Origin of the sequence: Pseudonocardia aurantiaca (assembly GCF_039526725.1) — a bacterium.
Lineage (GTDB): Bacteria > Actinomycetota > Actinomycetes > Mycobacteriales > Pseudonocardiaceae > Pseudonocardia > Pseudonocardia aurantiaca.
The window spans coordinates 174,558-197,420 of the sequence record NZ_BAAAJG010000027.1 but is presented as its reverse complement, the minus strand read 5'-3'; the positions used below and the strand labels follow the sequence as shown (position 1 = coordinate 197,420).

Sequence of the window (22,863 nt, the reverse complement as noted above, 5' to 3'; positions counted from 1 at the left end):
GGCTCAGCTGCCGACGACCGACAGCTCCAGGCACCGGTAACGCAGCAATGGGATGCCGTACACCTGCGCGATTCGCTGCGCCGCGCGGTTGACCATGGCACGGGCCGGGTCGCTCTGGGTCGGCGCCGGCGCCAGGCAGTACACCCCGGGCTCGGGGTCGAAGCCGATCAGCTCGCTCATCGCGGCGACCAAGTCGTCCGCGGCCGTCATCGGGTAAGGCGTACGCAACCCCAGGCGGTGGAGCTGCAGGCCGGGCAGCCCGAGGCGGGCGATGCCGGCCCGCACCTCGGCGGCCGTGCTGTCGAACCAGTCGTCGTCGTAGTAGTTGTCGTCGTCGTAGTCGTCGTCCGCGCCGTCGTGTCCGCCCGCGGGCCCGTAGGCCGTGCTCGGGACGTCCTCGCCTGCGACCAGGAGGTCGACCTGCGGGAACCCCTCGGCGAGCCGGGCCAGGTCCGACTCGGGACGGAGCAGCTCCATCGGACTCACTGCCACCGCGACGACCCGGCGGTGCGCGGGAACGGCAGAGCTACCGATGGCGGGAACCGCCACCGGCGCGGAGACTCTGATCTCCGGAACTGCAACCATCTGCAACGTTCCCCTCGACGCGCCGGCATTCCCGCCCCCGGGAACCTGCCGGTCTGCCGCAGAGTGAACCCTCAATCGCGGTGTCGTGGCTGGTGAGAGCGGGTTCTAACGACGAGCGGCGGCCGTCGATCCGTGAGTGGCTGCATACAATATTGCGTCTTCGGGGGCATCCGCGGAGCGGCGCCACTCGGCGCGTGGAGGGTGCTGACGAGCCTCCACACATAACGGCGGCAGCTCGGATGGGACGGCTACCCGTCGAGCCGGACGGCCAGGAGCGCGATGTCGTCGCGCACGCGCGGCACGTTGCAGGCCGCCAGCACCTCCTCCACCACCCTGTCCGGCTCCGAGCGGGGCGGCAGGCCCGCCAGCGTCTGCTCCAGCAGTGCGGTGCGCTCGTCGGCATCCTCACCTGCCACGTCGGTGAGGCCGTCGGTGTAGAAGAGCAGGACGGAGCCGGGCATGCACCGGACCACCGCCTCGGTGCGCCCCGCACCGGAGCGGCGCCCGAATCGCCGCACCGCCCCGATCATCGGCGACCGGTGCTCGTCGAGGGTCAGCAGCGCCCCGTCGGGGCCGAGGAGCAGCGGGGCGGGGTGGCCTGCGTTGGCGTAGCGCAGCACCCGTTCCCCCGAGAGGTCCGGCGGTTCGAGCCGGGCGTACACCGCCGTCGCCATCGCGGCCATCTCCAGGCCCTGCACGAGCTGGTCACAGCGGTCGAGCACCGAGCCGGGCAAGCCACCGTCCCACGCGTAGGAGCGCAGCACGCCACGCAGCTGCCCCATCGCCGCCGCGGCCCGCAGGTCGTGGCCCACCACGTCGCCCACCGCGAGCCCGAGCGCACCGTCGGGCAGGTCGAGGACGTCGTACCAGTCGCCGCCGACCTGGTTGCCATCGACGCCGACGAGGTAGCGCGCCGCCACCCGTACCCCGTCGACGTCGGACACGACCGGGAGCAGGCTGCGCTGCAGCGTGACGGCTGCGGCGTGTTCCACCTCGTAGAGGCGGGCGTTGTCGACGGTGAGCCCGGCGCGCCCGGCGATGTCGGCGGCCAGGTGCAGGTCGCGCTGGGTGTACCGGCGGCCGTACGGGTGCTGGGTGACCAGCGTGAGCGTGCCGAGAACGTGGCCGCGCGCCCGCACGGGGACGACCATGGTCGAGCGCAGCCGCAGCTCGTCGTAGACCGCGGCGGCGGCCGGGTGGTCCGGGTAGCGGTGGGCGCCCAGCTCCGGCAGCTCGGCCTCCAGCAGCGCCTGCTCGCCCGCCAGCACGTCTCCGGTGCGGCTGCCGTCGCCGGTGTGGTAGCCGCGAAGCGCGGCGAGCCGCCGCAACCGGTCCTCGTCGGCGGGGTCGCGCGCCGCGACGGCCACCCGCTGCGGGGCGGCGGATCCCGGAGGGTCGAGCAGGTCCACGGCACAGGCGTCCGCGAGTGCCGGCACCAGGCTGCGAGCCAGCCGCTGGCACGCGTCGGTGACCCCGAGCGCCCCGGTCATCTGGGAGGTGGCGTCGGCGAGCAGGCGCAGCTGCCCGCGGGCCTCCTCGGCCTCGGCGAGCGCCGCCCGCCGCTCCTGCTCGACGATCACTCGTTCGGTGACGTCGTTCTGGACCCCGACGAAGTTGACGAGCTGTCCGCCGCCGTCGAACACCGGCGAGATCGACACCTGGTTCCAGAACGCCGTTCCATCACGTCTGTAGTTGAGCAGCACCTCCGTGATGGGCCGGCGGAGGTGGAGCGCCTCGGCGATCCTGCGCACAGCCGCCGAGTCGGTGTTGGGGCCCTGCAGGAAGCGGCAGTTCCGGCCGACGACGTCGTCGTGCAGGTACCCCGTGAGCGTGCAGAACGACGGGTTGACCCAGATCAGCGGATCGTCGGGCTGCCGGGGGTCGGTGATCGTGAACGACATCTCCGTGGCGATGACGGCGCGGTCGCGCAACATCTCCAGCCGCCTGCGGTCGTCGTGCTCGGCGCCGGAGACCTGGAAGAACACCACGAGCGCCCGCCGCTCGAAACCGGCGGTGCCCCCGGGCGGCACGACCACGTCGGAGAGTGCGAAACCCGTGACCCACAGAGGCCTGCCCTCCGTGGCGGCCCGCTGCGCGTCCGTGGAGATGCCGCCGCGGCAGGCGGCGCCGTGCACCGTCACCGGAACCCCCGCCACCCCGGTCGCCACGAGCGACAGGGGCGTGCTCGTGTCGCTCATCCGCGTGCCGACGAGGTCGGTGAGCCCCGCGGCGTCGCTCCAGACGTCGATGTCGACCGGGAGGCGCAGCGGCTCGCCGGTGAGCTCGACAGCGCCCGCGTTGGCGTGCACGACCTGGCGCCGGTCGAGGTCGATGACCAGCACGGCCGCGGGGGCGGCCAGCACCTGCGGCAGGACCGCCGCGGTGCTGCTCGCCGCGGCTGCGGGCGCGACATCTCCCCCACTCACGCGCCCAGCGTAAGTGCACTCGGGGCCCCCCACGCCGTAACGATCCGGGTGACACCCGGCAGACGGGTCGGTGCTCATCCGGCCCCGGGCAGCGCCCGGTAAGCTACCGGGATGCGCCCGGGGCGAGCGGATGTCGTGGCCGAGCAGTTGCTCGATCTCGTCCTCGACGGCACGTTCCCGGTCGGGGGAGCGCTGCCCAGCGAGTCCGAGCTGGCGCAGCGGTTCGGGGTCAGCAGGCTGACGGTCCGCGAGGCCATCCGCTCACTCGTACCCACCCGGGTGATCGACGTGCAGCAGGGCCGATCCAGCCTGGTCAACCCTACGAGCCGCTGGTCGCCGCTGGACGGGCGCCTGTTGCTGGCCCGCAGCCGCGTCGACGGCGACCCGCTGCTGCTGCCCCGACGGCTGGTCGAGGCCCGCCGCGCGGTAGAGGTGGCGATCGTGGAGCTGGCCGCCGCGCGCCGCACCGACGCACAGCTCGAACGCCTCTGCGCGCTGCACCAGGACATGGTCGACGGCCACTCCCGCGGCGACGCGCAAGCCACCGCGAAGGCCGACTTCGCCTTCCACGCGGCGCTCTTCGACGCGGCCGACAACGTCTTCCTCGAGGCGCTGTTCGAGCCCCTGACGTCCGTGCTCCGGGCGATGCGCGAGGAGACCTCGTCGATCGCGGAGTTCCGCAGCCATGCGCTCGACCGGCACGCTGCCATCCTGCGGGCGGTCGAGGCGGGCGACCCGCAGGCGGCCAGGACGGCGATGGAAGCACACCTGGACCAGACCGAGCAGGACGTGGAGCGGTACCTGAGCCCGCAGGCCGCGTCGCGGCCCGCGGGCTAGCCCATCCCGGCACCTACCCGCCGATCTCGAGGCCGAACACCGACAGCAGCGTGTAGACGCCGAGCAGGGCGATCGCCGCGCTGCTCACCACGAGCAGCACCGAGAACCCCTGGCCGCCGTGCAGGCGCGGGTCGGTCTCCGTGCGCCGCAGGTACCAGACGGCCACCACCGCGGCCACGAGGAAGATGCCGGTTGTCACGCCACCGATCTGCACCATGATCACTGGCGACTGGATCGCCAGGAAGCAGACGGCCCACAGGATCGGCAGCACCACGGTGAAGATGCGGATCCAGCGCAGCCGGGCGACCGGGTCCTTCCAGTCCAGCACCCCGAGCGTGGCGAGCAGGTTGGTGTACATCCGCGACCAGCTGGGGATCGCCGCCCACATCGTGGAGCCGAGCACGGCGATCGCGCCGATCAGGAACAGGACGCTCGCCCACTCGCCGAGGGTGTCGGTGTAGATGCGCGAGAGCGTGGTGATCATCCCGTTGCCCGAGGGCACGAGGCCCTGCGGGTGCAGCACGGCCGCACCCATCAGGTAGAAGGCCAGCGTGCCGAACGTGTAGATCACCCAGGACAGGAACGCGTCCTTGTACATGACGCGGATCCAGCCGTTCGCGCGCCGGGCCCACTCCTCGCTGCCGTCGTTCGGACCGGTCCAGCGCGCGTAGCCCTTCTCCAGGCACCAGTAGGTGTAGAAGGTGATCTCGTCGGCGCCGACTCCCGTGATGCCGAACATCGCCACCGCGGCGCCGATCGCACCCGCCGGGATGAGGAAGGCCAGTCCGCCGACCAGGTCGCCCGCCCCGTACGAGAACGGTGTGAGCGGCAGGCCGAGCGCGATCAGCACGGTGATGGCCGTGAAGATCACCACGAGGACGGCGGCGCCGCGCTCGATCAGTGTGTAGCTGTTGGAGTAGAGCAGGGCGATGCTGCCGACGGCGAGGATGCAGGTCCAGATCGTCAGCGACGGGAACCCGAGGGGGTCCCCGCCGAGCGGCAGCAGGATACTGAACGCCGCCGCGGTGCCGCCGATGATGCCGCCCACCTGCAGCAGCTTCGACAGCGCCAGCACGATCCAGAGCAGGTTCACCCAGCCGATCCGCCCGATGCGCGGGGGGACCTTGTCGTAGCCGCTGAGCGCGGGTTCGCCGGTGGCGATCGTCCAGCGGGCGAGCTCCACCTGCACCGCGACCTTGACGAGCGTGCTGATGATGACGAGCCACAGCAGCACGAACCCGGCCTGGGCACCGAGCGCCGTGGTGGCGATCAGCTCGCCCGACCCCACGATCGACGCGCTCATGATCAGGCCGGGCCCGAGGTAGCGGAAGCTGGCCCGCCAGCCGACGGGCGGTTCCTTGATGCCCTCAGGTGTCAGTGCGTAGGGGTCGGTCGCCGCAGCGCCGGCCGCCTTCCCGGTCGTATCGGACATCCGCCGCTCCCTCGCTCCGTTGCTTCTCCGGCTGGCAGTGCTTCTCGGTTGTGGCTGCTGTTCTCCCCGGGCTCCGGGTCCTCACGGTTCGCGACGGTCACGTCCCACGGGCCGTTCCACACCAGCACGCGCATCGGCGCTCCTCCTCCCGGGAAGCAGGTTCCGCAGCAGCGGATAGACCAGGACGAGCACCGTGAGCACCATCAGCCCTGCGCTGATCGGCCGGGTGAGGAACTGCGTGAGGTCCCAGTTCGTCTTGATCACGCTCTGCATGAAGTTCTTCTCGACGATCGGTCCGAGCACGAGCCCGAGCACGATCGGCGCCAGGGGGAAGCCGGTCCGCTCCATGACGTAGCCGAGCACGCCTGCCGCGAGCATGATCCCGATCTCGAGATAGCCGTTGTTCGTGGAGAAGGCGCCGACGATGCAGAACGCCACGATGATCGGCATCAGGACGGTCGAGCGGACGCGCAGCAAGGTGCCGCTCGCCCGGATCGCCAGGTAGCCGAGCGGGATCATGAGCAGGTTGGCGATGATGAAGATCATGTAGATGCCGTAGAGCAGCGGCGCGTCGGCGCCGAACAGCTCCGGCCCCGGCTGCACGCCCTTGACCAGCAGCACCCCGAGCAGGATCGCCGTGATCGTGTCGCCGGGGATCCCGAACACGAGCGTCGGGACGTACGCGGACGCGAGCGAGGCGTTGTTGGCCGAGCCCGCCGAGACGATCGGCTCGATGTGCCCCTCGCCCTTGCCGAACCGGTGACCGTCCGGAGAGGCGTTCTTCGTGGCGGCGTACGACACCCAGGCGGCGACGTCCCCGCCCGCACCCGGCAGCACCCCGACCACGTTGCCGATCACGTTGCCGCTGATCACGCCCTTCCAGTAGCGGCGGAGCGTCCGCGCGGTGTCGCGGAACATCCCGCGCGTGTGCATGCGCACCGGCGTCACCCGCCCAGCGGGGCGCAACAGGTTGCGCAGCACCTCGGAGAGGCCGAAGAGCCCGACCATCGCCGGGATGAAGCTGATCCCCTGCAGGAGGTCGGTGCTGCCGAAGGTGAAACGCGCGTAGCCGAGCGCGATGTCGATACCCACCGTCGAGAGCAGCACGCCGATGAGCAGGGAGATCGCGCCCTTCACCTGCGAGCCGTCGGAGATGATGACCGAGGCCGTCAGGCCGAGCACGGCCACCCAGAAGTACTCATACGACGTGAACTGCACGGCGAAGTCGGCCAGTGCGGGCGCCGCCGCCATGAGCACGACGGCCCCGGCGATGCCCCCGAGCGCCGACCCGACGAGCCCCACACCGAGCACGAGCGCGCCGTTCCCGGCCTGCGTCTGGCGGTAGGCGTCCTCGGTGTAGGCGGCGCTGGCCGGGGTGCCGGGCATGCGCACCAGCGCCGACGGCAGGTCGCCCGCGAAGATCGCCATCGCCGACATCGTGATCACGGCGGCGATCGCGGGCAGCGGGTCGAGGAAGAACGCGAAGGGCACGAGCAGCGCCGTGGCGAGCGTCGCGGTCAGGCCGGGGATCGAACCGATGAAGAGCCCGTAGACGGCCGAGGCGAACACGACAATCCAGAGCGTCGGGTCTGCGAGGAGGCCGAAGGCCGCTCCGAGGTCGGACACGGCCGGCTACCCCAGCAACCCGATGGGCAGTGGCACGAGCAGCAACTCCCGGAACAGCAGCACGATCGCCCCGGTCGTGACCACGGCCGAGGCAGCGGCCACCAGCGGCCGCACGCCGAGCAGCCACGTCAGGAGGAACAGCAGCACGGCCATCGTGAGGATGAAGCCGACAGCCTCGGCCAGGAGGAGGTACGCGGCCACGAAGCCGAGCACGGCGAGCGCCCGTACGACGCCCTGGGGCGCGACCTGCGCGGCGGGAGCGACGGCCCGCCCGCGGGCCCGCAGGGCGCGGACGGCCAGCACGAGCCCGAACACCACGAGCAGTGCCCCCACGAGCCCGGGGAAGAGCGCAGGGCCCGGCTGCCCGTCGGGAAGCTCCGGGAAGGTCCGGACGTGGAGGAGCACCGCGGCACCGAGCGCCGCCGACAGCAGGCCGCCGACCAGGTCCGTGCGCCAGCCGACCTCGCCGGGGGCCTCCGGAGCCGGCTCGACGGCCTCCTCCGCCGTCATCCGGCGAGCCCGGCGGTCCGCATGATCTCGCCCTTCTGGGCGTCCTGCTCGGCCATGAACGCCCCGAACTCCTGCGCGCCCCGCCACTCGATCCCGAAGCCGGCGGTGCCCATGAACTCCTCGTACTCGGGGCTGTGCACGATCCCGTCGAGGTGGCAGCTCAGCTCCGAGACGACGTCCGCGGGCATGCCCGCGGGGCCGGCGACGCCGCGCCAGGCCGCCATCGTGAAGTCGAGGCCCTGCTCGCGCAGTGTGGGCACGTCGGGGAACTTCGGGTCCCGCTCCGGCGCCATCACGCCGATCGCCTTCGCCCGCCCGGCCTGGATCATGGTCTGGTTCTCGACGAGGCTCGCGGTCGAGACGTCGATGCCGCCCGCCACCAGTTCCTGCAGCGCCGGCGCCGCGCCCTCGCTGGGCACCCAGCGGATCGCATCGGGGGCGAGCCCGGACTCCAGGAGCATCCCCGCCCTGGCCAGGTCCCAGATCCCACCGCGCCCGGTCCCGGACGCCGTCTTCGCGCCGGGCTGGGCGGACGCAGCCTGGATCAGCTGCTGCACGTCCGAGTACGGCGCGTCGGTGGCGACCGTGACGCCCGCCGCGTCCGCGTTGACCTGCGCGATCGGCGTGAGCTGCTCGTGGGTCAGGTCGGTGAGCCCCTGCCAGTGCATCATCGTGATCTCGACGGTCGCGAGCCCGATCGTGGTGCCGTCCGGGCGTGCGGTGGCGATCGCGCTGTGCCCGACCACACCGCCGCCGCCCGTCCGGTTGACCACGTTGACCTGGGTGCCGAGCCGCTCGGCGAGCGCAGTGCCGACGTAGCGGGCGACGCTGTCGGTGCCGCCGCCCGCCGCCCACGGGACGATCAGCTCGATCGGCCTGCGCGGGAAGCCGGCGGCGGTGTCACACGGCGAGTCGGGTGCGGACCGGGCCCCGGAGCTACCGCCACTGCAGGCGGCCAGCACGAGAGCGAGCGCGGCGGAGAGGACGGCGAGGCGCGTGCTGCGGGTCGGCGGCATCGATGACTACTCCGGTCGGCGGTGACGGTGAGTGCGCGAATGATGTCCAGCTCGCTCCGATCGGGTCAATTGCCTCTTACGGCTACTGTCTATCCGCGAAACGAATACTCATCAGAGGAGCCGGGGGGCGCCGCTGTGGGACGGGTCGAGAACCTCGACTGGCTGGAGACGTTCGTCGCCGTGGTCGACAGTGGCGGGTTCAGCGCAGCCGCCGAATCGGTACACCGCTCGCAGTCGCGCGTCAGCTCGCACGTGGCCTCGCTGGAGCAGGCCCTCGGCGCGCGACTGTTCGACCGACGGCACCGCCCCGTGGTGCTGACCGACGTCGGCGAGGCGTTCCTGCCCCACGCCCGCGCGGTGCTCGCCGACATCGACCGCGCCCAGGCCGAGGTCGACGCGGTGCTCGGCGTGGTCCGCGGCCATGTTGTGCTGGGGAGCTACCCGAGCGCGAGCGCTGCGTTCGTGCCGGGTGTGCTCAGCGCGTTCACCGCCCGGCACCCGCAGGTGAGCGTCGACCTGTCCGAGCGCACGACCCTCGACCTCTCCGGGGCACTGGAGAGCGGCCAGATCCACCTGGCGCTGCGCCCGCTCGCGCCCCACGACCACACCGACGGGCTCGCGTTCCGGGCGCTGTGGCGCGAGCCGCTCGTCGCCGTGTTCCCACCGGACCACCCCCTCGCCGAACTGCCCACGCCGCTGCCGCTCACGGCGCTCGTCGCGCACCCGCTCGTGACGATCGGCGGGTCGGCCGGCCGGGACGTCCGGTACGAGGCGCACGTCGCGCTCAGCCAGCTCGACCTGCAGGGGCTCGGCACGTCGCCGAGGATCGCCTGGCAGACCGACCAGCCACAGACCCTGGTCAACTTCGTGCGCACCGGGCTCGGCGTCGGGATCACCAACGCGCTCGCGATGGCCGTGTCCGACACGACGGGGGTGGCGGTGGCGGAGGTCGGCGAACTCGGCGACGGGCGCACGGCGGGCGTGTTCTGGAACCCGCACCGCGACACCCCCCTGGCCGCCCGCGCGCTCCTGGAGACGATCCTCGCCAGCCCGGCCCCACCGGGGACGGTGGCGGTGCCCCCACGCCAGCCGGGGTGACGCCGTCGACGAGAGTGGAGGGCATGACCCGACCGACTGTCCTGATGCCGGCGCCGATGCACGAGGTTGTCATCGAGGGCTGCGACGAGCGCTTCGAGCTGTTGCGCCTCTGGGAGGCGGCCGACCCGGACGCCGTGCTCGCCGCACGTGGCCCGGACGTGCTGGCGATCGCGACCGGCGGGCAGCGGCGCGTCGACGGCCCGCTGCTGGACCGGCTGCCGAACGTGCAGATCGTCGCGAACTTCGGCGTCGGGTACGACAGCGTCGACGTGCACGCGGCGAATGAGCGCGGGGTCGTCGTCACCAACACGCCCGGCGTGCTCGACGACGAGGTCACCGACACCGCGATGGGCCTGCTGCTGATGACCGTCCGGGAGCTGAACCGCGCCGAGCAGTACCTGCGGGCCGGGAAGTGGCCCGCCGAAGGCCCCTACCCGCTCACGAAGTCCACGATGGCGGGCCGGCGCGTCGGGATCCTGGGCCTCGGCCGGATCGGCGAGGAGATCGCGCGGCGCGCGGAGATATTCGGGATGACCGTCGGCTACCACAACCGCAACCAGAAGGACGTCCCCTATCGCTACTACCCCACGCTGCTGGAGATGGCGCGGGACGTCGACACGCTGGTGGTCGTCGTGCCGGGCGGAGCAGCAACCCACCACCTCGTCGACGCCGAGGTGCTCGAAGCGCTCGGCCCGGACGGCGTGCTGGTGAACGTCGGGCGCGGCACGGTGGTGGACGAGGCCGCGCTGATCGAGGCGCTGCGCACGGGCACGATCCAGGCCGCGGGGCTGGACGTCTACGAGAACGAACCGAACGTCCCGCAGGAGCTGATCGACCTGGAGAACACGGTGCTCCTGCCGCACGTGGGCTCAGCCAGCGAACCGACCCGCCGCGCGATGGGCCAGCTGGTGGTGGACAACCTGGAGAACTGGTTCGCGAAGGGCAAGCCCCTCACCCCCGTCAACTGACAGCAACTCGCGCGCATTCAGACCCCGACTCGCGCGCATTCAGACCCCGACTCGCGCGCATTCAGACCCCGACTCGCGGACAATTCCCGCGAGTCGGGGTCTGAATGCAGGCGAGTCGGGGTCTGAATGCGGCTAGTGGTTGTCGCGGGGGAGGCCCTTTGACTGGGCCACCCGCTGGTACTCCACCGCCGGCTTCAGGACCATGCCTCCCGACAGCTGGTCGACCATCGAGCGCTGGATCTCCTGCCACGGCGTCTGCGACGGCGGGACCGGGTAGCCGCCCGACGCCACCAAGGCCTCGCGGCGGGCCGCCAGCTCCTCCTCGGGCAGGAGCATGTCGGCGGTGCCGCGGGTCAGGTCGATGCGGACGCGGTCGCCCGTGCGCAGCAGCGCGAGGCCGCCGCCCGCCGCCGCCTCCGGCGAGGCGTTGAGGATCGACGGCGACCCGGACGTGCCGGACTGACGGCCGTCGCCGACGCAGGGCAGCGCGTGGATGCCCCGTTTGATCAGCTCGGCGGGTGGCTGCATGTTCACGACCTCCGCCGCGCCCGGGTAGCCGAGCGGGCCGGCGCCGCGGACGAACAGCAGGCAGTCCTCGTCGATCTTGAGCTCGGGGTCCTCGATGCGGTGGTGGTAGTCCTCCGGCCCGTCGAAGACGATCGCGCGCCCCTCCAGCACGTTCGGATGGTCGGGGTCGGACAGGTAGCGCTCTCGGAACTCCCGCGAGATCACGCTGGTCTTCATGATCGCGCAGTCGAAGAGGTTGCCGCTCAGCACGAGGAACCCGGCGTCGTCGACGAGCGCGTCGTCGAACGTGCGGATGACGTCCCGGTCGGTCGCGACCGCCGCGCGGCAGTTCTCGCCGATCGTCGCTCCGTTGACGGTGCGGGCGTCCTCGCGGACGAGCCCGTGCGCCATCAACTCGTTGACGACGGCCGGCACGCCCCCGGCGCGGTGGAACTCCTCGCCGAGGTACTTCCCGGCCGGCTGCAGGTCCACGATCAGCGGCACGGTGAGCCCGAGGCGCTGCCAGTCCGCCATCTCCAGCTCGACGCCCATGTGCCGGGCGATGGCAGTGATGTGGATGGGCGCGTTGGTGGAGCCACCGATCGCGGAGTTGACCACGATCGCGTTCTCGAAGGCCTCGCGCGTCAAGATGTCGGACGGCTTGAGGTCCTCGTGCACCATCTTGACGATCCGCTTGCCCGTCCGGTACGCCATGCGGGCGCGGTCGCGGTGCACCGCCGGGATCGCGGAGCAGCCGGGCAGGCTCATGCCGAGCGACTCGGCAAGCGCGTTCATGGTGGACGCGGTGCCCATCGTGTTGCAGTGCCCCGGGGAAGGGGCCGAGGACGCCACCAGCTCCACGAACTCGGCCTCGTCGATCTCGCCTGCGGCCAGCATCTCCCTGGCCTTCCAGACGATCGTGCCGGAGCCCGTGCGCTCGCCGTTGTACCAGCCGTTGAGCATCGGGCCGCCGGACAGCACGATCGCCGGGATGTTGACGGTAGCGGCTGCCATCAGGCACGCGGGTGTGGTCTTGTCACAGCCCGTGGTCAGCACCACCCCGTCGATCGGGTAGCCGTAGAGCACCTCGACCAGCCCCAGGTATGCGAGGTTGCGGTCGAGCGCCGCCGTGGGCCGCTTGCCCGTCTCCTGGATGGGGTGCACCGGGAACTCGATGGCGATTCCGCCCATCTCGCGGATGCCCTCGCGCACGCGGTCGGCGAGCCCGAGATGGTGGCGGTTGCACGGGGAGAGATCGGACCCGGTCTGGGCGATGCCGATCACCGGCTTGCCGGACTGGAGCTCCTCGCGGGTGAGCCCCCAGTTCATGTAACGCTCGATGTAGAGGGCGGTCATGCCGGGGTTCTCGGGGTTGTCGAACCAGGCCTGGCTGCGCAGGCGCCGCTCTCCGATGGTGGTCTCCGTGTCCGTCATGGGGTGAGCTGACCGCCGTTGATCTCGATGATCTGTCCTGTGACGTACCCGCTCATCGCGGGGGAGGCAAGGAAGAGCACGCTGCCCACGCATTCCTCCGGCGTGCCGGGGCGCGCCATCGGGATGCCCGACACCATCCCGGCCATCTGCGCCTCGGACGTGTGCCGCTCATGGAATGGCGTGGTGATGATGCCGGGGGCGATCGCGTTCACCCGGATGCCCTCGGTGGCGACCTCCTTGGCCAGACCGCGGGTGAACGTGCTCACCGCGCCCTTGGAGGTGGCGTAGGCGACCGACCCGCCGGCGCCGCCGGTGCGCGCGGCCACGGACGTGACGTTGACTATCGCCCCTGAGCCCTGCCCGCGCATCGCCGCCACGGCCTGGCGGCACGTCGCGAACACCGAGGTCATGTTGAGGTCCATGACCCGGGCGAAGTGCTCGTCGGTCATATCGCCTATCGCGGTGCGGCCCAGCAGGTCACCGGCGTTGTTGACCAGGACGTCGAGGCGCCCGTGCTCGGCCACCACGTCGTCGACCAGCCGCGCCGCCGCCGCCGGGTCGCCGAGGTCCGCCTGCACGGCCGACGCCGTCCCGCCTGCTTCCTGGATCGCGCCGACGACCTTCTCGGCGCCCTCGCGGTTGTGCCCGTAGTGCGCGACGACCTTCGCGCCGAGCATGCCGAAGGCCTCCGCGACCGCGGCGCCGATCCCGCTGCCCGCGCCCGTCACGAGCACGACCTGGCCCCTGAAGTCGAGCCTGTGGTCGACACTGAAGTCGAGCATGTTCTCCCCCATCACATGACCGCCCCGAGCTGCCACGGGACGAACTCCTCCTGTCCGAAGCCCAGCTCCTCGCTGAGCGTCTTGCGTCCCGACGCGGTGCCGAGGATGAGTTGGAACAGCCGCTCCCCCACCGCCTGCACGGACTCGCCGCGCGAGAGCACCACACCGCAGTCGATGTCCATGTCCCCGGACATCCGCTCGTACATCGGGGTGTTCGTGGCGAGCTTGAGGCTCGGCGTCGGCTTGCACCCCAGCACCGAGCCGCGCCCGGTGGTGAAGCACATGACGGTGGCCCCGCCCGCGACGATCCCGGTGACGGACACGGGGTCGTAGCCCGGCGTGTCCATGAACGTGAAGCCCTTGGCCGTGACCCGCTCCGCGTAGCCGTACACGCCGGTGAGGTTGGTGGTGCCGCCCTTCGCGACGGCGCCGAGCGACTTCTCCAGGATCGTCGTGAGCCCGCCCGCCTTGTTGCCCGGGGAGGGGTTGTTGTCCATCGATCCGTGGTTGACCTCGGTGTAGCGCTCCCACCAGCGGATCTGGCCGATGAGCTTCTCCGCGACCTCGGGGCTCACGGCCCTGCGAGTGAGCAGGTGCTCGGCGCCGTAGATCTCCGGGGTCTCGCCCAGCACGGCCGTGCCGCCGTGCCGCACCAGGATGTCGACGGCCGCGCCGAGCGCCGGGTTCGCCGTGATGCCGGAGTACGCGTCGGAGCCCCCGCAGTTGAGTCCGAGCACCAACTCGCTCGCCGGGACGGTCTCGCGCCGCACGTCGTCGGCGCCGGGCAGCATCGCCTTGAGCGCCTCCACACCCGCGCGCACGGTGGCGACGGTGCCGCCCTGCTCCTGGATCGTCATCGTCGCCACCGGCCGGGACGGGTCCAGCCGCCAGCCCTCGGACACGTCCTTGATCTGGTTGACCTCGCAGCCCAGCCCGAGCATCAGGAACCCCGCGAAGTTGGGGTGCTCGGCGTACCCGGCAAGCGTGCGGCGCAGCACGGCGATGCCCTCGCCGTCGCCTGCCATCCCGCAGCCGCTGCCGTGCGTGAGCGCCACGACCCCGTCGACGTTCGGGAAGTCGTCGAGCAGCCCCGGCCTGCGGAACTGGTCGGCGATCATCTTGGCCGCCGTGGCCGAGCAGTTCACCGAGGTGAGGATGCCCAGGTAGTTGCGCGTGGCGACGCGCCCGTCGGGCCGGCGGATGCCCTGGAAGGTCGCCCGCTCCGACTCCGGCACGAACTGCGTCTCGGTGACGTCGGCGCCCACGGCGTAGTCACGCTCGAACGCCTGGAACGCCACGTTGTGGGTGTGGACGTGGTCGCCGGGGGCGATCGACTCCGAGGCGAACCCGATGATCTGGTTGTACTTGCGCACGGCTTCCCCGGCGGGGATGTCGGCGACGGCGATCTTGTGCCCGCTCGGCACGTCCGCGCGCAGGGTCACCCCGTCCACCGTCGTTCCCGCGGCGAGGGCCCGGGCGGCCACCACCACGTTGTCGGCGGAATGCAGCCGGACACTCGGCTCACCCCGCCGCTCGATGCTGACACGCGTCACTCCCACGGCAGCAGCCGTCCCTTCTCGTCGAACGCCATCGGGACGGCGTCACCAGTGATCTCCAGGTCCGGGTCGGCGTCGACGGCGGGGCGCAGCGACTCGGACACCAGCAGGTGCTCGAGGTCGAGTGTGTTGCGCATCCGCACGAGCGTGACGGCGCCGGGGTCGGCCTGCCCGCATGTCTGAACCGCGGCCGCGATCGCGCTCCGCTCGGTGGCCATCGCCATCGGGATCTGCGCGCGCTGGGGGCCGCCGAGGCCCGAGGTCATCGCGTTGATGTAGACGCTGCGCAGGTCGATGCGCTCCAGCAGCCGGAACGGCACGAAGTCGGCGAGGCCGAGGCCGACGGCGTTGCCGTGCGAGGCGTCGCTGACGTCCAGGACGGCGATGTTGCGGATGCGCGGCCGGTCGAACTCGGCACTGCCGCGGATCATCATCCGGCCGATGACGTTGGTGTCCATCCCGGCGCCGGAGAAGTTCTTGCCCATCTCGTCGATCACGGCGACGTCGATCTCGTCGAACGGGAGCGTCGCCATGCGGCGCTTGGCGTCGGCGAGCAGCGCGGACTCCACCGGGCCGCCGATGTCGCCCGCTTCCACCAGCTCGATCCTGGCGGCGCGGTCGTGGGCGTTCTCGACGATCGCGAGGCCGCCGAGGATCTTCCCGGTCTCGACCACCCGCTTCGCCACCGCAGGAACCCAGACGGCCAGGTTGGCCGGTCCGAACCGGTGGATCCCCTCGGCACCGCGCTGCTTGCCCAGGCCGATCGCAATGATCTTGGCAAGCCCGCTCTCGACGTCACCGCTGAAATCCGTGTGCGCCTTGACCCGGTTGATCGCGAGCACCATGTCGGCCTTGGCCGCGTTCGCGTCCATGTGCACGGCCGGGCCGCCGGGGAGCCGGTCGATCTCGACGGTCTCCATCGTCGCCTGGATCGCCATCCCGACGGATCCCTCGGTGATGCCCAGGTCCGCGAGCAGCTGTACCTGGCCCTCCGCGGTCGCGCCGCCGTGTGAGCCCATCGCGGGCACGACGAACGGCTCGGCGCCCGCCGCGCGCAGCCACTCGCCCGCCGCACGCACCACGGCGGGCTTGTCGTGGATGCCGCGGCTGCCCGCCGTGACCGCCACGGTCGTCCCGGGCCGGATACGCGAGCGCAGCGGCTCCAACGCCTTGGCCGTGGCCGCGGCGACGTCCGCGACCTTCGCCGGGTCGAAGCGCTGCCGCACCGGCAGCAGCTGCGGGAACGGGACGTCGAACTCCAGCCCCCGCACGGCCTCGAACGGCCCGAGATCCGTGGTCATGACACCCCCTATGTCCGTGCGGCGGCCCGCGCCGCCGCCATCGCCGCCCCGACGGTCACGGCCTCGACGAGGCTGTCGGCGCTCGCCTTGCCCGTGCCCGCGATGTCGAACGCCGTGCCGTGGTCGACGCTCGTCCGCACGATCGGCAGCCCGATCGTGGCGTTCACGCCGGTCTCGAAGCCGAGCACCTTCACCGCGATGTGGCCCTGGTCGTGGAACATCGCGATCGTCACGTCGAAGTCGCCCGCGACGGCCCGCCCGAACAGCGTGTCGGCCGGCCACGGCCCCGTGGCGTCGATCCCCTCCGCCTTCGCCTGCTCGATCGCGGGAATGATCACCTGCTGCTCCTCGTCGCCGAAGAGCCCGCCCTCCCCGGCGTGCGGGTTGAGACCCGCGACGCCAACCGACGGCCGTTCGAAGCCCATGTCACGCAGCGCGCGGTCGGCGAGCCGGATGGTCGTGAGCACCCGCTCCCGCGTGACGCGGTCGAGCATCTTGCGAATGCCTACGTGGGTGGTCACGTGCACCACGCGCAGCTTGAGCGCGGTCAGCATCATCGCGAAGTCCGGGGTGCCGGTGAGCTCCGCGAGGATCTCGGTGTGGCCCGGGTAGGCGTGGCCGGCGAGCGCGATCGCCTCCTTGTTGAGGGGGGCGGTGACGATCCCGTCGATGTCACCGGCGAGCGCAAGCTCGACCGCCCGCGCCACCCCCTCGAACGCGATCTGCCCCGCCTCGGCCGAGAGCGCTCCGACGGGTACTGCGACATCGGACGGCACCGGGATCACGTCGAGCGTCCCCGGTTCGAACGCGGCCTCGCCCGGCGCGCTGATCTCGTGCAGTGCGGGGGCGTCGGGCACCACGTCGGCGGCGGCCCGCAGCGCGGCGACGCTCCCGATGGCCACGAGCCGCGCCGCCGCCGTTCGCGGGTCGCGGGCCGCCTTGAGGACCACCTCGGGACCGATTCCGGCCGGGTCGCCGACCGTCACGCCGAGCACCGGGGGCCGGCCGCCGGCGGAGCCGGCGGGGTGGGTGAAAGAAGGTGTCATGCCTGTGCCTCCACAACCTTTTCCAAAGCCTCCGCGGCGCGCCGCAGGGCGTCTCGCGTACCGAAACCGCCCGACTTCGTCACCGTCGATATCCGTCGCTCCGCCGTCACCAGTTCCCCGAGCGGCAACCCCTCAGCCACCTCGGCGAGCAGCCGCAGCTCGGTCGCGCCCAGCGCCGTGGCGACGGCGAGCGCGGTGGTGCCGCCGGTGAGCACGAGCCCCACCGACGGGACGGCCTCGACCACGGCCGCCACGGTCCGGGCGAGCTGCGCGGCGAGCGCGGTGGCCGCGGGCCCCTCCGGCTCCACATGGTCGTCCGGCTCACAGGCCAGCACCACCCGGCGGCCCGCGGTCAGCGCAGTGGTCGCGGCCGCCGCGGCGTCCGGCCCGTCCGGCACGAGCTCGGCGCCCGCCGACTCCAGGTCCGCGACCTGCGTCCGGGTGACCGGGTGCGGGGTCCCGGCGACGACCAGCACGCCCGTCACCGTCTGCCGGGGCGGCGTCTGCGGCAACGGCGGGTCGACGAGCACCGTGGCGAGCGCGCGGGAGAGCCCACCCGAGCCCACGGCCACGCACCCGCTCTCGACGATCCCGCGGGCGATCGCCACGAGGTCGTCGTGCGTCTCGGCGTCGACGACCCGGACGCCCGCCGGGAAGTGATCCACCACCCGGTCCACGGCTTCGCGGCCGTGGACGAGGAGCGCCCCGTCGCGGACCGTGCGGCCCTGCGCTGGGAAAGCCGGGGTGGCCACCGCGCCGCTCACCCGCCAGGCCGCCAGCGCGCCTCCGACGTCCGCGTACACCTGGCCGCGCAGCACCGAGTCGATCTTGACGAACAGCATGCCGGGCGCCCACTCGCGCACCTGCCCGACCGCGGCGCGCATGCGCGCCGCCGCCTCCGCGGGCGAGCGTGACGTGCGATTGTCGGTGAGCAGCGCCAGCACCTCGGCGTCGGGCGCGGGGGTGCCGGAGAGGGCGACGGAGACCCGCAGGCCGCGGACGGCGAAGGGGGCAGCAGCGTCAGCCGCGCCCGTGAGGTCGTCCGCGACGACAGCCAGGCGGCGGACACCGGCGGTGGCCACGGCGACGAGGACCTCCTTCAAGCGGCTACATCCGACACTAGGTGTGAGCGCTCTCCGGCGTCAACGAACCTCTCTGATATCAGACCTGAGTGGCTGACACGGCCGAGAGGGCGCGGCGGGCGACCTCGCGTAGCGGGAGGCCGAGCGCGGCTGCAGCCGCCGCCACGTCGTCGTGCTCGGGTTTCGCGCCCCACGGCCCGTGTTTGACCCGAACCGTGAGCCCGCCCACGTCGACCGTCGTCGTGTGCCGGGGCAGCGCGGTGCGGTCGACGGTGCTGCGGCGCAGGCCGAGGCTCCCCGTCTCGCTCAGCAGGAGCCGCTCGCACTCCCCCGCGAGTTCCGGTGCGGCCAGCACGTGCACGGTGTGCGCGGGCCGGCCCTTCTTCATGACGATCGGCGTGAGCCAGGCGTCAGCGGCGCCGGCGTCGAGCAGCCGCGCGACGAGATGGCCGAGCACCTCGCCGGTGACGTCGTCGACGTTGGTCTCCAGCAGCGCCATCGAGGAAACCATCGAGGAACTCTGCCCGGCGGGCTCCCCGAGCAGAGCCTGCAGGACGTTGGCCCGGTCCGCCGGGTCGCGCCCGCCCGCGCCGTACCCCACCCCACGCAGCGCCATCGCCGGTACCGGGCCGAACCGGGCCCCGGCCGCCACGAGCAGGGCCGCGCCCGTCGGCGTGACCGTCTCGCCGACACCCGCGCCCGTGACCGTGGCTCCCGCGGCGGCGAGCAGCGCCGCGGTCGCGGGGGCGGGTACGGGCAGCACGCCGTGGCGGGTGGTGACCGTGCCGGTGCCGAGGGCGAGCGGGCCGCAGTGCACCCCGGTCACCCCGAGCAACTCCAGGGCGGCGGCCACGCCGACGGTGTCAACGACGGTGTCGAGCCCGCCGATCTCGTGCAGGTGCACGTCGCCGACGGGGACGCCGTGGATGCCTGCCTCGACCTCGGCGATCGCCCGCACCGCGCGGGCGGCGACGCCCGTGTCGGCCCGTTCGACCCGGGCCAGCAGCTCGGCGGCGTGGCGCTCGGTTGCAGTGTCGGTCACGGTGACGACCGCCCGGGTCGCGCCGATGCCCGCGCGCGTCACGCGCTCGGCGGACAGCTCCCATCCGGTCAGCCCGGTGGCCGTCACCGCAGTCCGGACCCCGTCGAGCGGGGCACCGAGGTCGAGCAACGCCCCGAGCAGCATGTCGCCGGAGATCCCGCTGAACGGGTTGAGCCAGACGATCATCGCCGGACGATCATCTCTGCGCGAGCCGCAGGGCCATCCGGTGCGCGGCCATCGCCGCCCCGAAGCCCGAGTCGATGTTCACGACGACCACGCCGGACGCACAGGAGCTGAGCATCGCGAGCAGCGGCGTGACGCCCTCGAGCACCGCGCCGTAGCCGACCGACGTGGGCACGGCGATCACCGGGCAGCCGACGAGCCCGCCCACCACACTGGGCAGCGCACCCTCCATCCCGGCGACGCACACCACGGCGTCGGCGGCCTGCAGCTCGCCGGTCTCCGCGAGGAGCCGGTGCAGCCCGGCCACCCCGACGTCACGCAACTCGTGCACGTCGAGACCCAGCGCGGCGGCGACGGCTGCGGCCTCGGCGGCCACCGGCTGGTCCGACGTGCCTGCCGACGCCACCACCAGCCGGAACTCCCGCCCCGTCGCGGGCCGCCACACGAGAAGCCGGGCGACCCGGTCGTAGGTGCCGCCTGGCACCTGCGCCGCCACGGCCGCGGCGGCGTCGGGCTCCAGGCGTGTGACGAGCACCGGGCCGTCGTTGGCTGCGAGCAGCGACCGCACCACACCGACGATCTGCTCGACGGTCTTGCCCGGCCCGTACACGACCTCGGGCACGCCCATCCGCGCCTCGCGGTCGGTATCGGGCCGCGCGTAGCCCAGATCCTCGAACCCGGTCATGGCCTGCTCGGCATGCCCAGCAGCACGTTCATCCGGCCGCTGGCGAACCCCTGCAGGTCCAGGGCGCAGAACTCGAACCCGGCCGTGCGCACACCCGCGTCCAGCTCGGCGCGTAGCCCGGCCGCGCGCAGCACGTCGCCGGCAGGCACCTCGACTCTGGCCACGGCCCCGCCACCGTGGGTGCGCACCCGGCAGACCGGGAAGCCGAGCCCGCGAACCGCCTCCTCCGCCCGCTCCACCTTCTGCAACAACTCAGCGGTCACCGGGTCGCCGTACGCCACGCGGGACGCGAGGCAGGCCGCCGCCGGCTTGTCCGCCGTGACCAGGCCCATGGCGGCGCTGACCGCACGCACCTCGGCCTTCCCGAACCCGGCGTCGAGCAGCGGCGCGATCGCGCCGCGGGCGACCGCCGCCGCCTGGCCCGGCCGGTGGTCACCGAGGTCATCGATGTTGGTGCCCAGCGCGATGCGGGCCCCGGAGATGGCCGCCAGCGGCTCCAGCGCGTCGAACAGCGCGGATTTGCAGTGGAAGCAGCGGTCGCCGCCGTTCGCGACGTACTCCGGCCGCTCCAGCTCGTCGGTCGCCACCTCGACGTGAGCGATGCCATGCGACGCCGTGAACGCGCGCGCCGCCGCTCGCTCGCTGCGGGGCAGGCTCGCCGAGACTGCCGTGACGGCGACCGCACGATCGCCCAGCTCCTCGGCCGCCACCGCGGCGACCAGCGCGGAGTCGACGCCGCCCGAGTAGGCCACCAGTAGCCGCGGCTCCGCGCGCACCCGCTCACGCAGGGCGGCGAGCAGGGCCTCGACCGGACGTTCCGTGCACACACCAGCACTCACGCCAGCACTGTAGGTGCGGCCGGCGGCGGGCCACCAGCCGCGACGGGACGCGCACTGTAGGGTTTCGATGCGGAAGCGGTTGAGATCCCAGCCGTCCGACCCGGATCCGTCCGGAGATCCGGATGGGTCTACCGGCCCGGGACGAAACTGTTCCGACAAGTGCCGGAGGTGATGACGTGCCCGACTTCGCCGACACAGCGGAGTTCCTCGACGCCACGATCACCCGCCCGCATCCCGGCACGGCTGTGCTCGAGGTGCAGGGCGAGATCGACACGCTCACTGCGCCCGCCTTCACCGCGGCCACCACCGAACTGGTGGCCGGTCCTGACGAGACGCTCGTCATCGACCTGTCCGGCGTGCGGTTCCTCGCCTCCAGCGGCCTCGCCGTGCTGATCACTGCCGCGAACCGGGCAGAGGAGCGCGGCGCCCGGCTTCGGCTGGTCGTCTGCACCCGCGCCGTCCGCAGGCCGCTGGAGATCACCGGCACGGACCAGTTGTTCGACCTGCATCCCAACCTGAGCAGCGCGATATCCTGCAGCGATTGATCCATCCCCTGGCGGGTACAAGATGGGTGACCCTTGCATCCGGCCACCGGCAACGAACGGAAGGAGACCCGGCAGCGTGTCCGACCTGGACTCCCCCTCCCCCGCCGAGACGCTCGACGGGGCTTCGACCGTGGAGGTCCGGACATCGGCGAGCGCCGCGCTGATCCCGACGATCCGCGCCGTCGCGTCGGACCTCGCGGCACGGGCCGATTTCGACCTCGACGCCATCTCCGACCTGCGGATGGCCGTCGACGAAGCCTGCGCGACCCTCGTCGACGTGGCGGCCCCCACGTCGTCGCTGCTGTGCAGGTTCCTCGTGCGTCCCGAACGCATCGAGGTGAACGCGCAGGTCCAGACCAAACACGTCGACACGGTCGTCTCCACCGACACGTTCGGCTGGCGCGTCCTGCAGACCCTCGCCGACGACGTGAGCGTGCACCACGATCCCGGTGGCGACGGCAGGGCGCCCACCGTGAGCATCCGGCTGGACAAGCGGTCCAGCGACGTACTGCGGTGACGCGAGCGGACCCGGAGTACGGCCACCTCTACCCGCTGCTCGAGCGCTACGCCACCCTCCCCCAGGACGACCAGGACCGCGAGCGGCTGCGCGAAGAGCTCGTGCGCGGTTTCCTGCCGGTGGCCCACCACATCGCGCGGCGCTTCTCCAACCGCGGCGAGCCCCTCGACGACCTGGTGCAGGTGGCGACGGTCGGGCTCATCAACGCGATCGACCGGTATTCCCCGGAGCGCGGCAGCGACTTCTTCTCCTTCGCCGTGCCGACGATCAGCGGTGAGGTGCGCAGGCACTTCCGTGACCTCGGCTGGTCGATGCGCGTGCCGCGCAGGCTCAAGGACCTGCACGTCTCCATCAACGGAGCGGTGTCGGAGCTGTCGCAGAGCCTCGGGCGGGCGCCCAAGCCCACCGAGATCGCCGAACAGCTCGGGGTGCCCGTCTCCGAGGTGCTCGAAGGGCTGGAGGCCTCCGAGGCGTACCGCAGCTCGTCGCTCGACGAGATGCTGTCGTCCGAGCAGGGCAGCGCCACCGTCGGCGAGCTCGTGGGTGAGGCGGACGCGGAGCTCGACCGGGTGGACTTCCGGCAGGCCCTGCGCCCGGTGCTCGCCGAGCTGGCCGAACGCGAGCGCACGATCGTCCTGCTGCGGTTCTTCGGCAACATGACGCAGACCCAGATCGCCGACCGCGTCGGCATCTCGCAGATGCACGTCTCCCGGCTGCTCGCGCAGACCCTCGACCGGCTGCGCAGCCGCCTGGACCCCGAGACCAGAGTGGGATAGGCCGCTTCCGCTGGACCCGGTCGCCGGGCTTCGTGATTCTGGGGCTCGATGTCCGCGATCCGGGGGCCGC

Annotated in this window: 21 protein-coding genes; 6 read left to right on the top strand and 15 right to left on the bottom strand. The window is 72.2% G+C overall.

Annotated features, from left to right (window positions below; translation table 11 throughout):
• Window positions 1-3: 3 nt before the first annotated feature.
• Both ABD143_RS33915 and ABD143_RS33910 read right to left on the bottom strand, forming a co-directional pair.
• A complete protein-coding gene (locus ABD143_RS33915; protein WP_343986415.1) occupies window positions 4-477 on the bottom strand; it encodes a hypothetical protein in 474 nt (157 codons plus the stop codon).
• Between the two features lie 356 nt (window positions 478-833).
• On the bottom strand, window positions 834-3,011 hold the full coding sequence (locus ABD143_RS33910; protein ID WP_343986412.1) for a SpoIIE family protein phosphatase: 2,178 nt from the start codon (window positions 3,009-3,011) through the stop codon (window positions 834-836).
• Window positions 3,012-3,122: 111 nt separating this feature from the next.
• On the opposite strand from ABD143_RS33910, the gene ABD143_RS33905 reads away from it, so the two are divergent.
• Complete coding sequence (locus tag ABD143_RS33905; RefSeq protein WP_343986409.1) at window positions 3,123-3,848, top strand: FadR/GntR family transcriptional regulator; 726 nt, start codon at window positions 3,123-3,125, stop codon at window positions 3,846-3,848.
• Window positions 3,849-3,861: 13 nt separating this feature from the next.
• On the opposite strand, the gene ABD143_RS33900 is transcribed toward ABD143_RS33905, so the two are convergent.
• The 4 genes from ABD143_RS33900 to ABD143_RS33885 all read right to left on the bottom strand — a co-directional run bounded on the left by ABD143_RS33900 (window position 3,862) and on the right by ABD143_RS33885 (window position 8,432).
• A complete protein-coding gene (locus ABD143_RS33900; RefSeq protein WP_343986406.1) occupies window positions 3,862-5,280 on the bottom strand; it encodes an Nramp family divalent metal transporter in 1,419 nt (472 codons plus the stop codon).
• Window positions 5,281-5,361: 81 nt separating this feature from the next.
• A complete protein-coding gene (locus ABD143_RS33895; RefSeq protein ID WP_343986404.1) occupies window positions 5,362-6,906 on the bottom strand; it encodes a tripartite tricarboxylate transporter permease in 1,545 nt (514 codons plus the stop codon).
• Window positions 6,907-6,912: 6 nt separating this feature from the next.
• Window positions 6,913-7,416 carry a tripartite tricarboxylate transporter TctB family protein gene (locus tag ABD143_RS33890; protein WP_343986401.1) on the bottom strand — a complete coding sequence of 168 codons (504 nt, stop codon included), beginning with the start codon at window positions 7,414-7,416 and terminating at the stop codon, window positions 6,913-6,915.
• Window positions 7,413-8,432: a tripartite tricarboxylate transporter substrate binding protein gene (locus ABD143_RS33885; RefSeq protein ID WP_343986398.1), complete on the bottom strand. Its 1,020-nt coding sequence runs from the start codon at window positions 8,430-8,432 to the stop codon at window positions 7,413-7,415. The genes ABD143_RS33890 and ABD143_RS33885 overlap by 4 nt, the downstream gene beginning before the upstream one ends.
• Before the next feature lie 135 nt (window positions 8,433-8,567).
• Between ABD143_RS33885 and ABD143_RS33880 the strand changes: the two genes are divergently transcribed.
• Window positions 8,568-9,530, top strand: coding sequence for a LysR family transcriptional regulator (locus ABD143_RS33880; RefSeq protein WP_343986395.1), 963 nt, complete (start codon window positions 8,568-8,570; stop codon window positions 9,528-9,530).
• A gap of 23 nt (window positions 9,531-9,553) precedes the next feature.
• The gene (locus ABD143_RS33875) at window positions 9,554-10,498 is read left to right on the top strand and encodes a 2-hydroxyacid dehydrogenase (RefSeq protein WP_343986392.1); all 945 of its coding nucleotides are present in this window, start codon (window positions 9,554-9,556) and stop codon (window positions 10,496-10,498) included.
• Window positions 10,499-10,630: 132 nt separating this feature from the next.
• Here ABD143_RS33875 and ABD143_RS33870 read toward each other — a convergent pair whose 3' ends face one another.
• From ABD143_RS33870 to larE, 9 genes are read right to left on the bottom strand one after another with little or no spacing between them, the layout of a single operon-like run.
• On the bottom strand, window positions 10,631-12,439 hold the full coding sequence (locus tag ABD143_RS33870) for an IlvD/Edd family dehydratase (RefSeq protein WP_343986389.1): 1,809 nt from the start codon (window positions 12,437-12,439) through the stop codon (window positions 10,631-10,633).
• Window positions 12,436-13,257, bottom strand: coding sequence for an SDR family NAD(P)-dependent oxidoreductase (locus tag ABD143_RS33865; protein WP_343986387.1), 822 nt, complete (start codon window positions 13,255-13,257; stop codon window positions 12,436-12,438). Before ABD143_RS33865 ends, ABD143_RS33870 begins: the two co-directional genes overlap by 4 nt.
• Entirely contained in the window at window positions 13,233-14,780 is a 1,548-nt protein-coding gene (locus tag ABD143_RS33860) for a UxaA family hydrolase (protein WP_343986385.1), read from the bottom strand. Before ABD143_RS33860 ends, ABD143_RS33865 begins: the two co-directional genes overlap by 25 nt.
• Complete coding sequence (locus ABD143_RS33855) at window positions 14,771-16,078, bottom strand: nickel pincer cofactor-dependent isomerase, group 22 (protein WP_343986382.1); 1,308 nt, start codon at window positions 16,076-16,078, stop codon at window positions 14,771-14,773. The genes ABD143_RS33860 and ABD143_RS33855 overlap by 10 nt, the downstream gene beginning before the upstream one ends.
• 8 nt (window positions 16,079-16,086) lie before the next feature.
• Window positions 16,087-17,124 (bottom strand): 4-hydroxythreonine-4-phosphate dehydrogenase PdxA, encoded by a 1,038-nt coding sequence (gene pdxA, locus ABD143_RS33850; protein WP_343986379.1) that lies wholly within the window; start codon window positions 17,122-17,124, stop codon window positions 16,087-16,089.
• Complete coding sequence (locus ABD143_RS33845) at window positions 17,121-18,227, bottom strand: four-carbon acid sugar kinase family protein (protein WP_343986376.1); 1,107 nt, start codon at window positions 18,225-18,227, stop codon at window positions 17,121-17,123. The genes pdxA and ABD143_RS33845 overlap by 4 nt, the downstream gene beginning before the upstream one ends.
• Window positions 18,228-18,285: 58 nt before the next feature.
• Complete coding sequence (gene larC, locus ABD143_RS33840; RefSeq protein ID WP_343986373.1) at window positions 18,286-19,434, bottom strand: nickel pincer cofactor biosynthesis protein LarC; 1,149 nt, start codon at window positions 19,432-19,434, stop codon at window positions 18,286-18,288.
• 10 nt (window positions 19,435-19,444) lie between these two features.
• Entirely contained in the window at window positions 19,445-20,116 is a 672-nt protein-coding gene (larB, locus tag ABD143_RS33835; RefSeq protein WP_343986370.1) for a nickel pincer cofactor biosynthesis protein LarB, read from the bottom strand.
• Window positions 20,113-20,955: an ATP-dependent sacrificial sulfur transferase LarE gene (gene larE, locus ABD143_RS33830; protein ID WP_343986367.1), complete on the bottom strand. Its 843-nt coding sequence runs from the start codon at window positions 20,953-20,955 to the stop codon at window positions 20,113-20,115. Before larE ends, larB begins: the two co-directional genes overlap by 4 nt.
• Before the next feature lie 176 nt (window positions 20,956-21,131).
• On the opposite strand from larE, the gene ABD143_RS33825 reads away from it, so the two are divergent.
• The 3 genes from ABD143_RS33825 to ABD143_RS33815 all read left to right on the top strand — a co-directional run bounded on the left by ABD143_RS33825 (window position 21,132) and on the right by ABD143_RS33815 (window position 22,793).
• The gene (locus ABD143_RS33825) at window positions 21,132-21,500 is read left to right on the top strand and encodes an STAS domain-containing protein (protein WP_343986365.1); all 369 of its coding nucleotides are present in this window, start codon (window positions 21,132-21,134) and stop codon (window positions 21,498-21,500) included.
• A 76-nt stretch (window positions 21,501-21,576) separates the two neighbouring features.
• Window positions 21,577-22,017 (top strand): ATP-binding protein, encoded by a 441-nt coding sequence (locus tag ABD143_RS33820; protein ID WP_343986363.1) that lies wholly within the window; start codon window positions 21,577-21,579, stop codon window positions 22,015-22,017.
• On the top strand, window positions 22,014-22,793 hold the full coding sequence (locus tag ABD143_RS33815; protein WP_343986361.1) for a SigB/SigF/SigG family RNA polymerase sigma factor: 780 nt from the start codon (window positions 22,014-22,016) through the stop codon (window positions 22,791-22,793). The genes ABD143_RS33820 and ABD143_RS33815 overlap by 4 nt, the downstream gene beginning before the upstream one ends.
• Window positions 22,794-22,863: the final 70 nt, after the last annotated feature.

Excerpts from the sequence above, each read along its gene's own strand:
- ABD143_RS33915 (WP_343986415.1), bottom strand. The coding sequence starts at position 477 with ATGGAGCTGCTCCGTCCCGAGTCGGACCTGGCCCGGCTCGCCGAGGGG.
- ABD143_RS33900 (WP_343986406.1), bottom strand. The coding sequence starts at position 5,280 with ATGTCCGATACGACCGGGAAGGCGGCCGGCGCTGCGGCGACCGACCCC.
- ABD143_RS33890 (WP_343986401.1), bottom strand. The coding sequence starts at position 7,416 with ATGACGGCGGAGGAGGCCGTCGAGCCGGCTCCGGAGGCCCCCGGCGAG.
- ABD143_RS33885 (WP_343986398.1), bottom strand. The coding sequence starts at position 8,432 with ATGCCGCCGACCCGCAGCACGCGCCTCGCCGTCCTCTCCGCCGCGCTC.
- ABD143_RS33870 (WP_343986389.1), bottom strand. The coding sequence starts at position 12,439 with ATGACGGACACGGAGACCACCATCGGAGAGCGGCGCCTGCGCAGCCAG.
- pdxA (WP_343986379.1), bottom strand. The coding sequence starts at position 17,124 with ATGACACCTTCTTTCACCCACCCCGCCGGCTCCGCCGGCGGCCGGCCC.
- larC (WP_343986373.1), bottom strand. The coding sequence starts at position 19,434 with ATGATCGTCTGGCTCAACCCGTTCAGCGGGATCTCCGGCGACATGCTG.
- ABD143_RS33875 (WP_343986392.1), top strand. The coding sequence starts at position 9,554 with ATGACCCGACCGACTGTCCTGATGCCGGCGCCGATGCACGAGGTTGTC.
- larB (WP_343986370.1), bottom strand. The coding sequence starts at position 20,116 with ATGACCGGGTTCGAGGATCTGGGCTACGCGCGGCCCGATACCGACCGC.
- ABD143_RS33855 (WP_343986382.1), bottom strand. The coding sequence starts at position 16,078 with ATGACCACGGATCTCGGGCCGTTCGAGGCCGTGCGGGGGCTGGAGTTC.
- ABD143_RS33905 (WP_343986409.1), top strand. The coding sequence starts at position 3,123 with ATGCGCCCGGGGCGAGCGGATGTCGTGGCCGAGCAGTTGCTCGATCTC.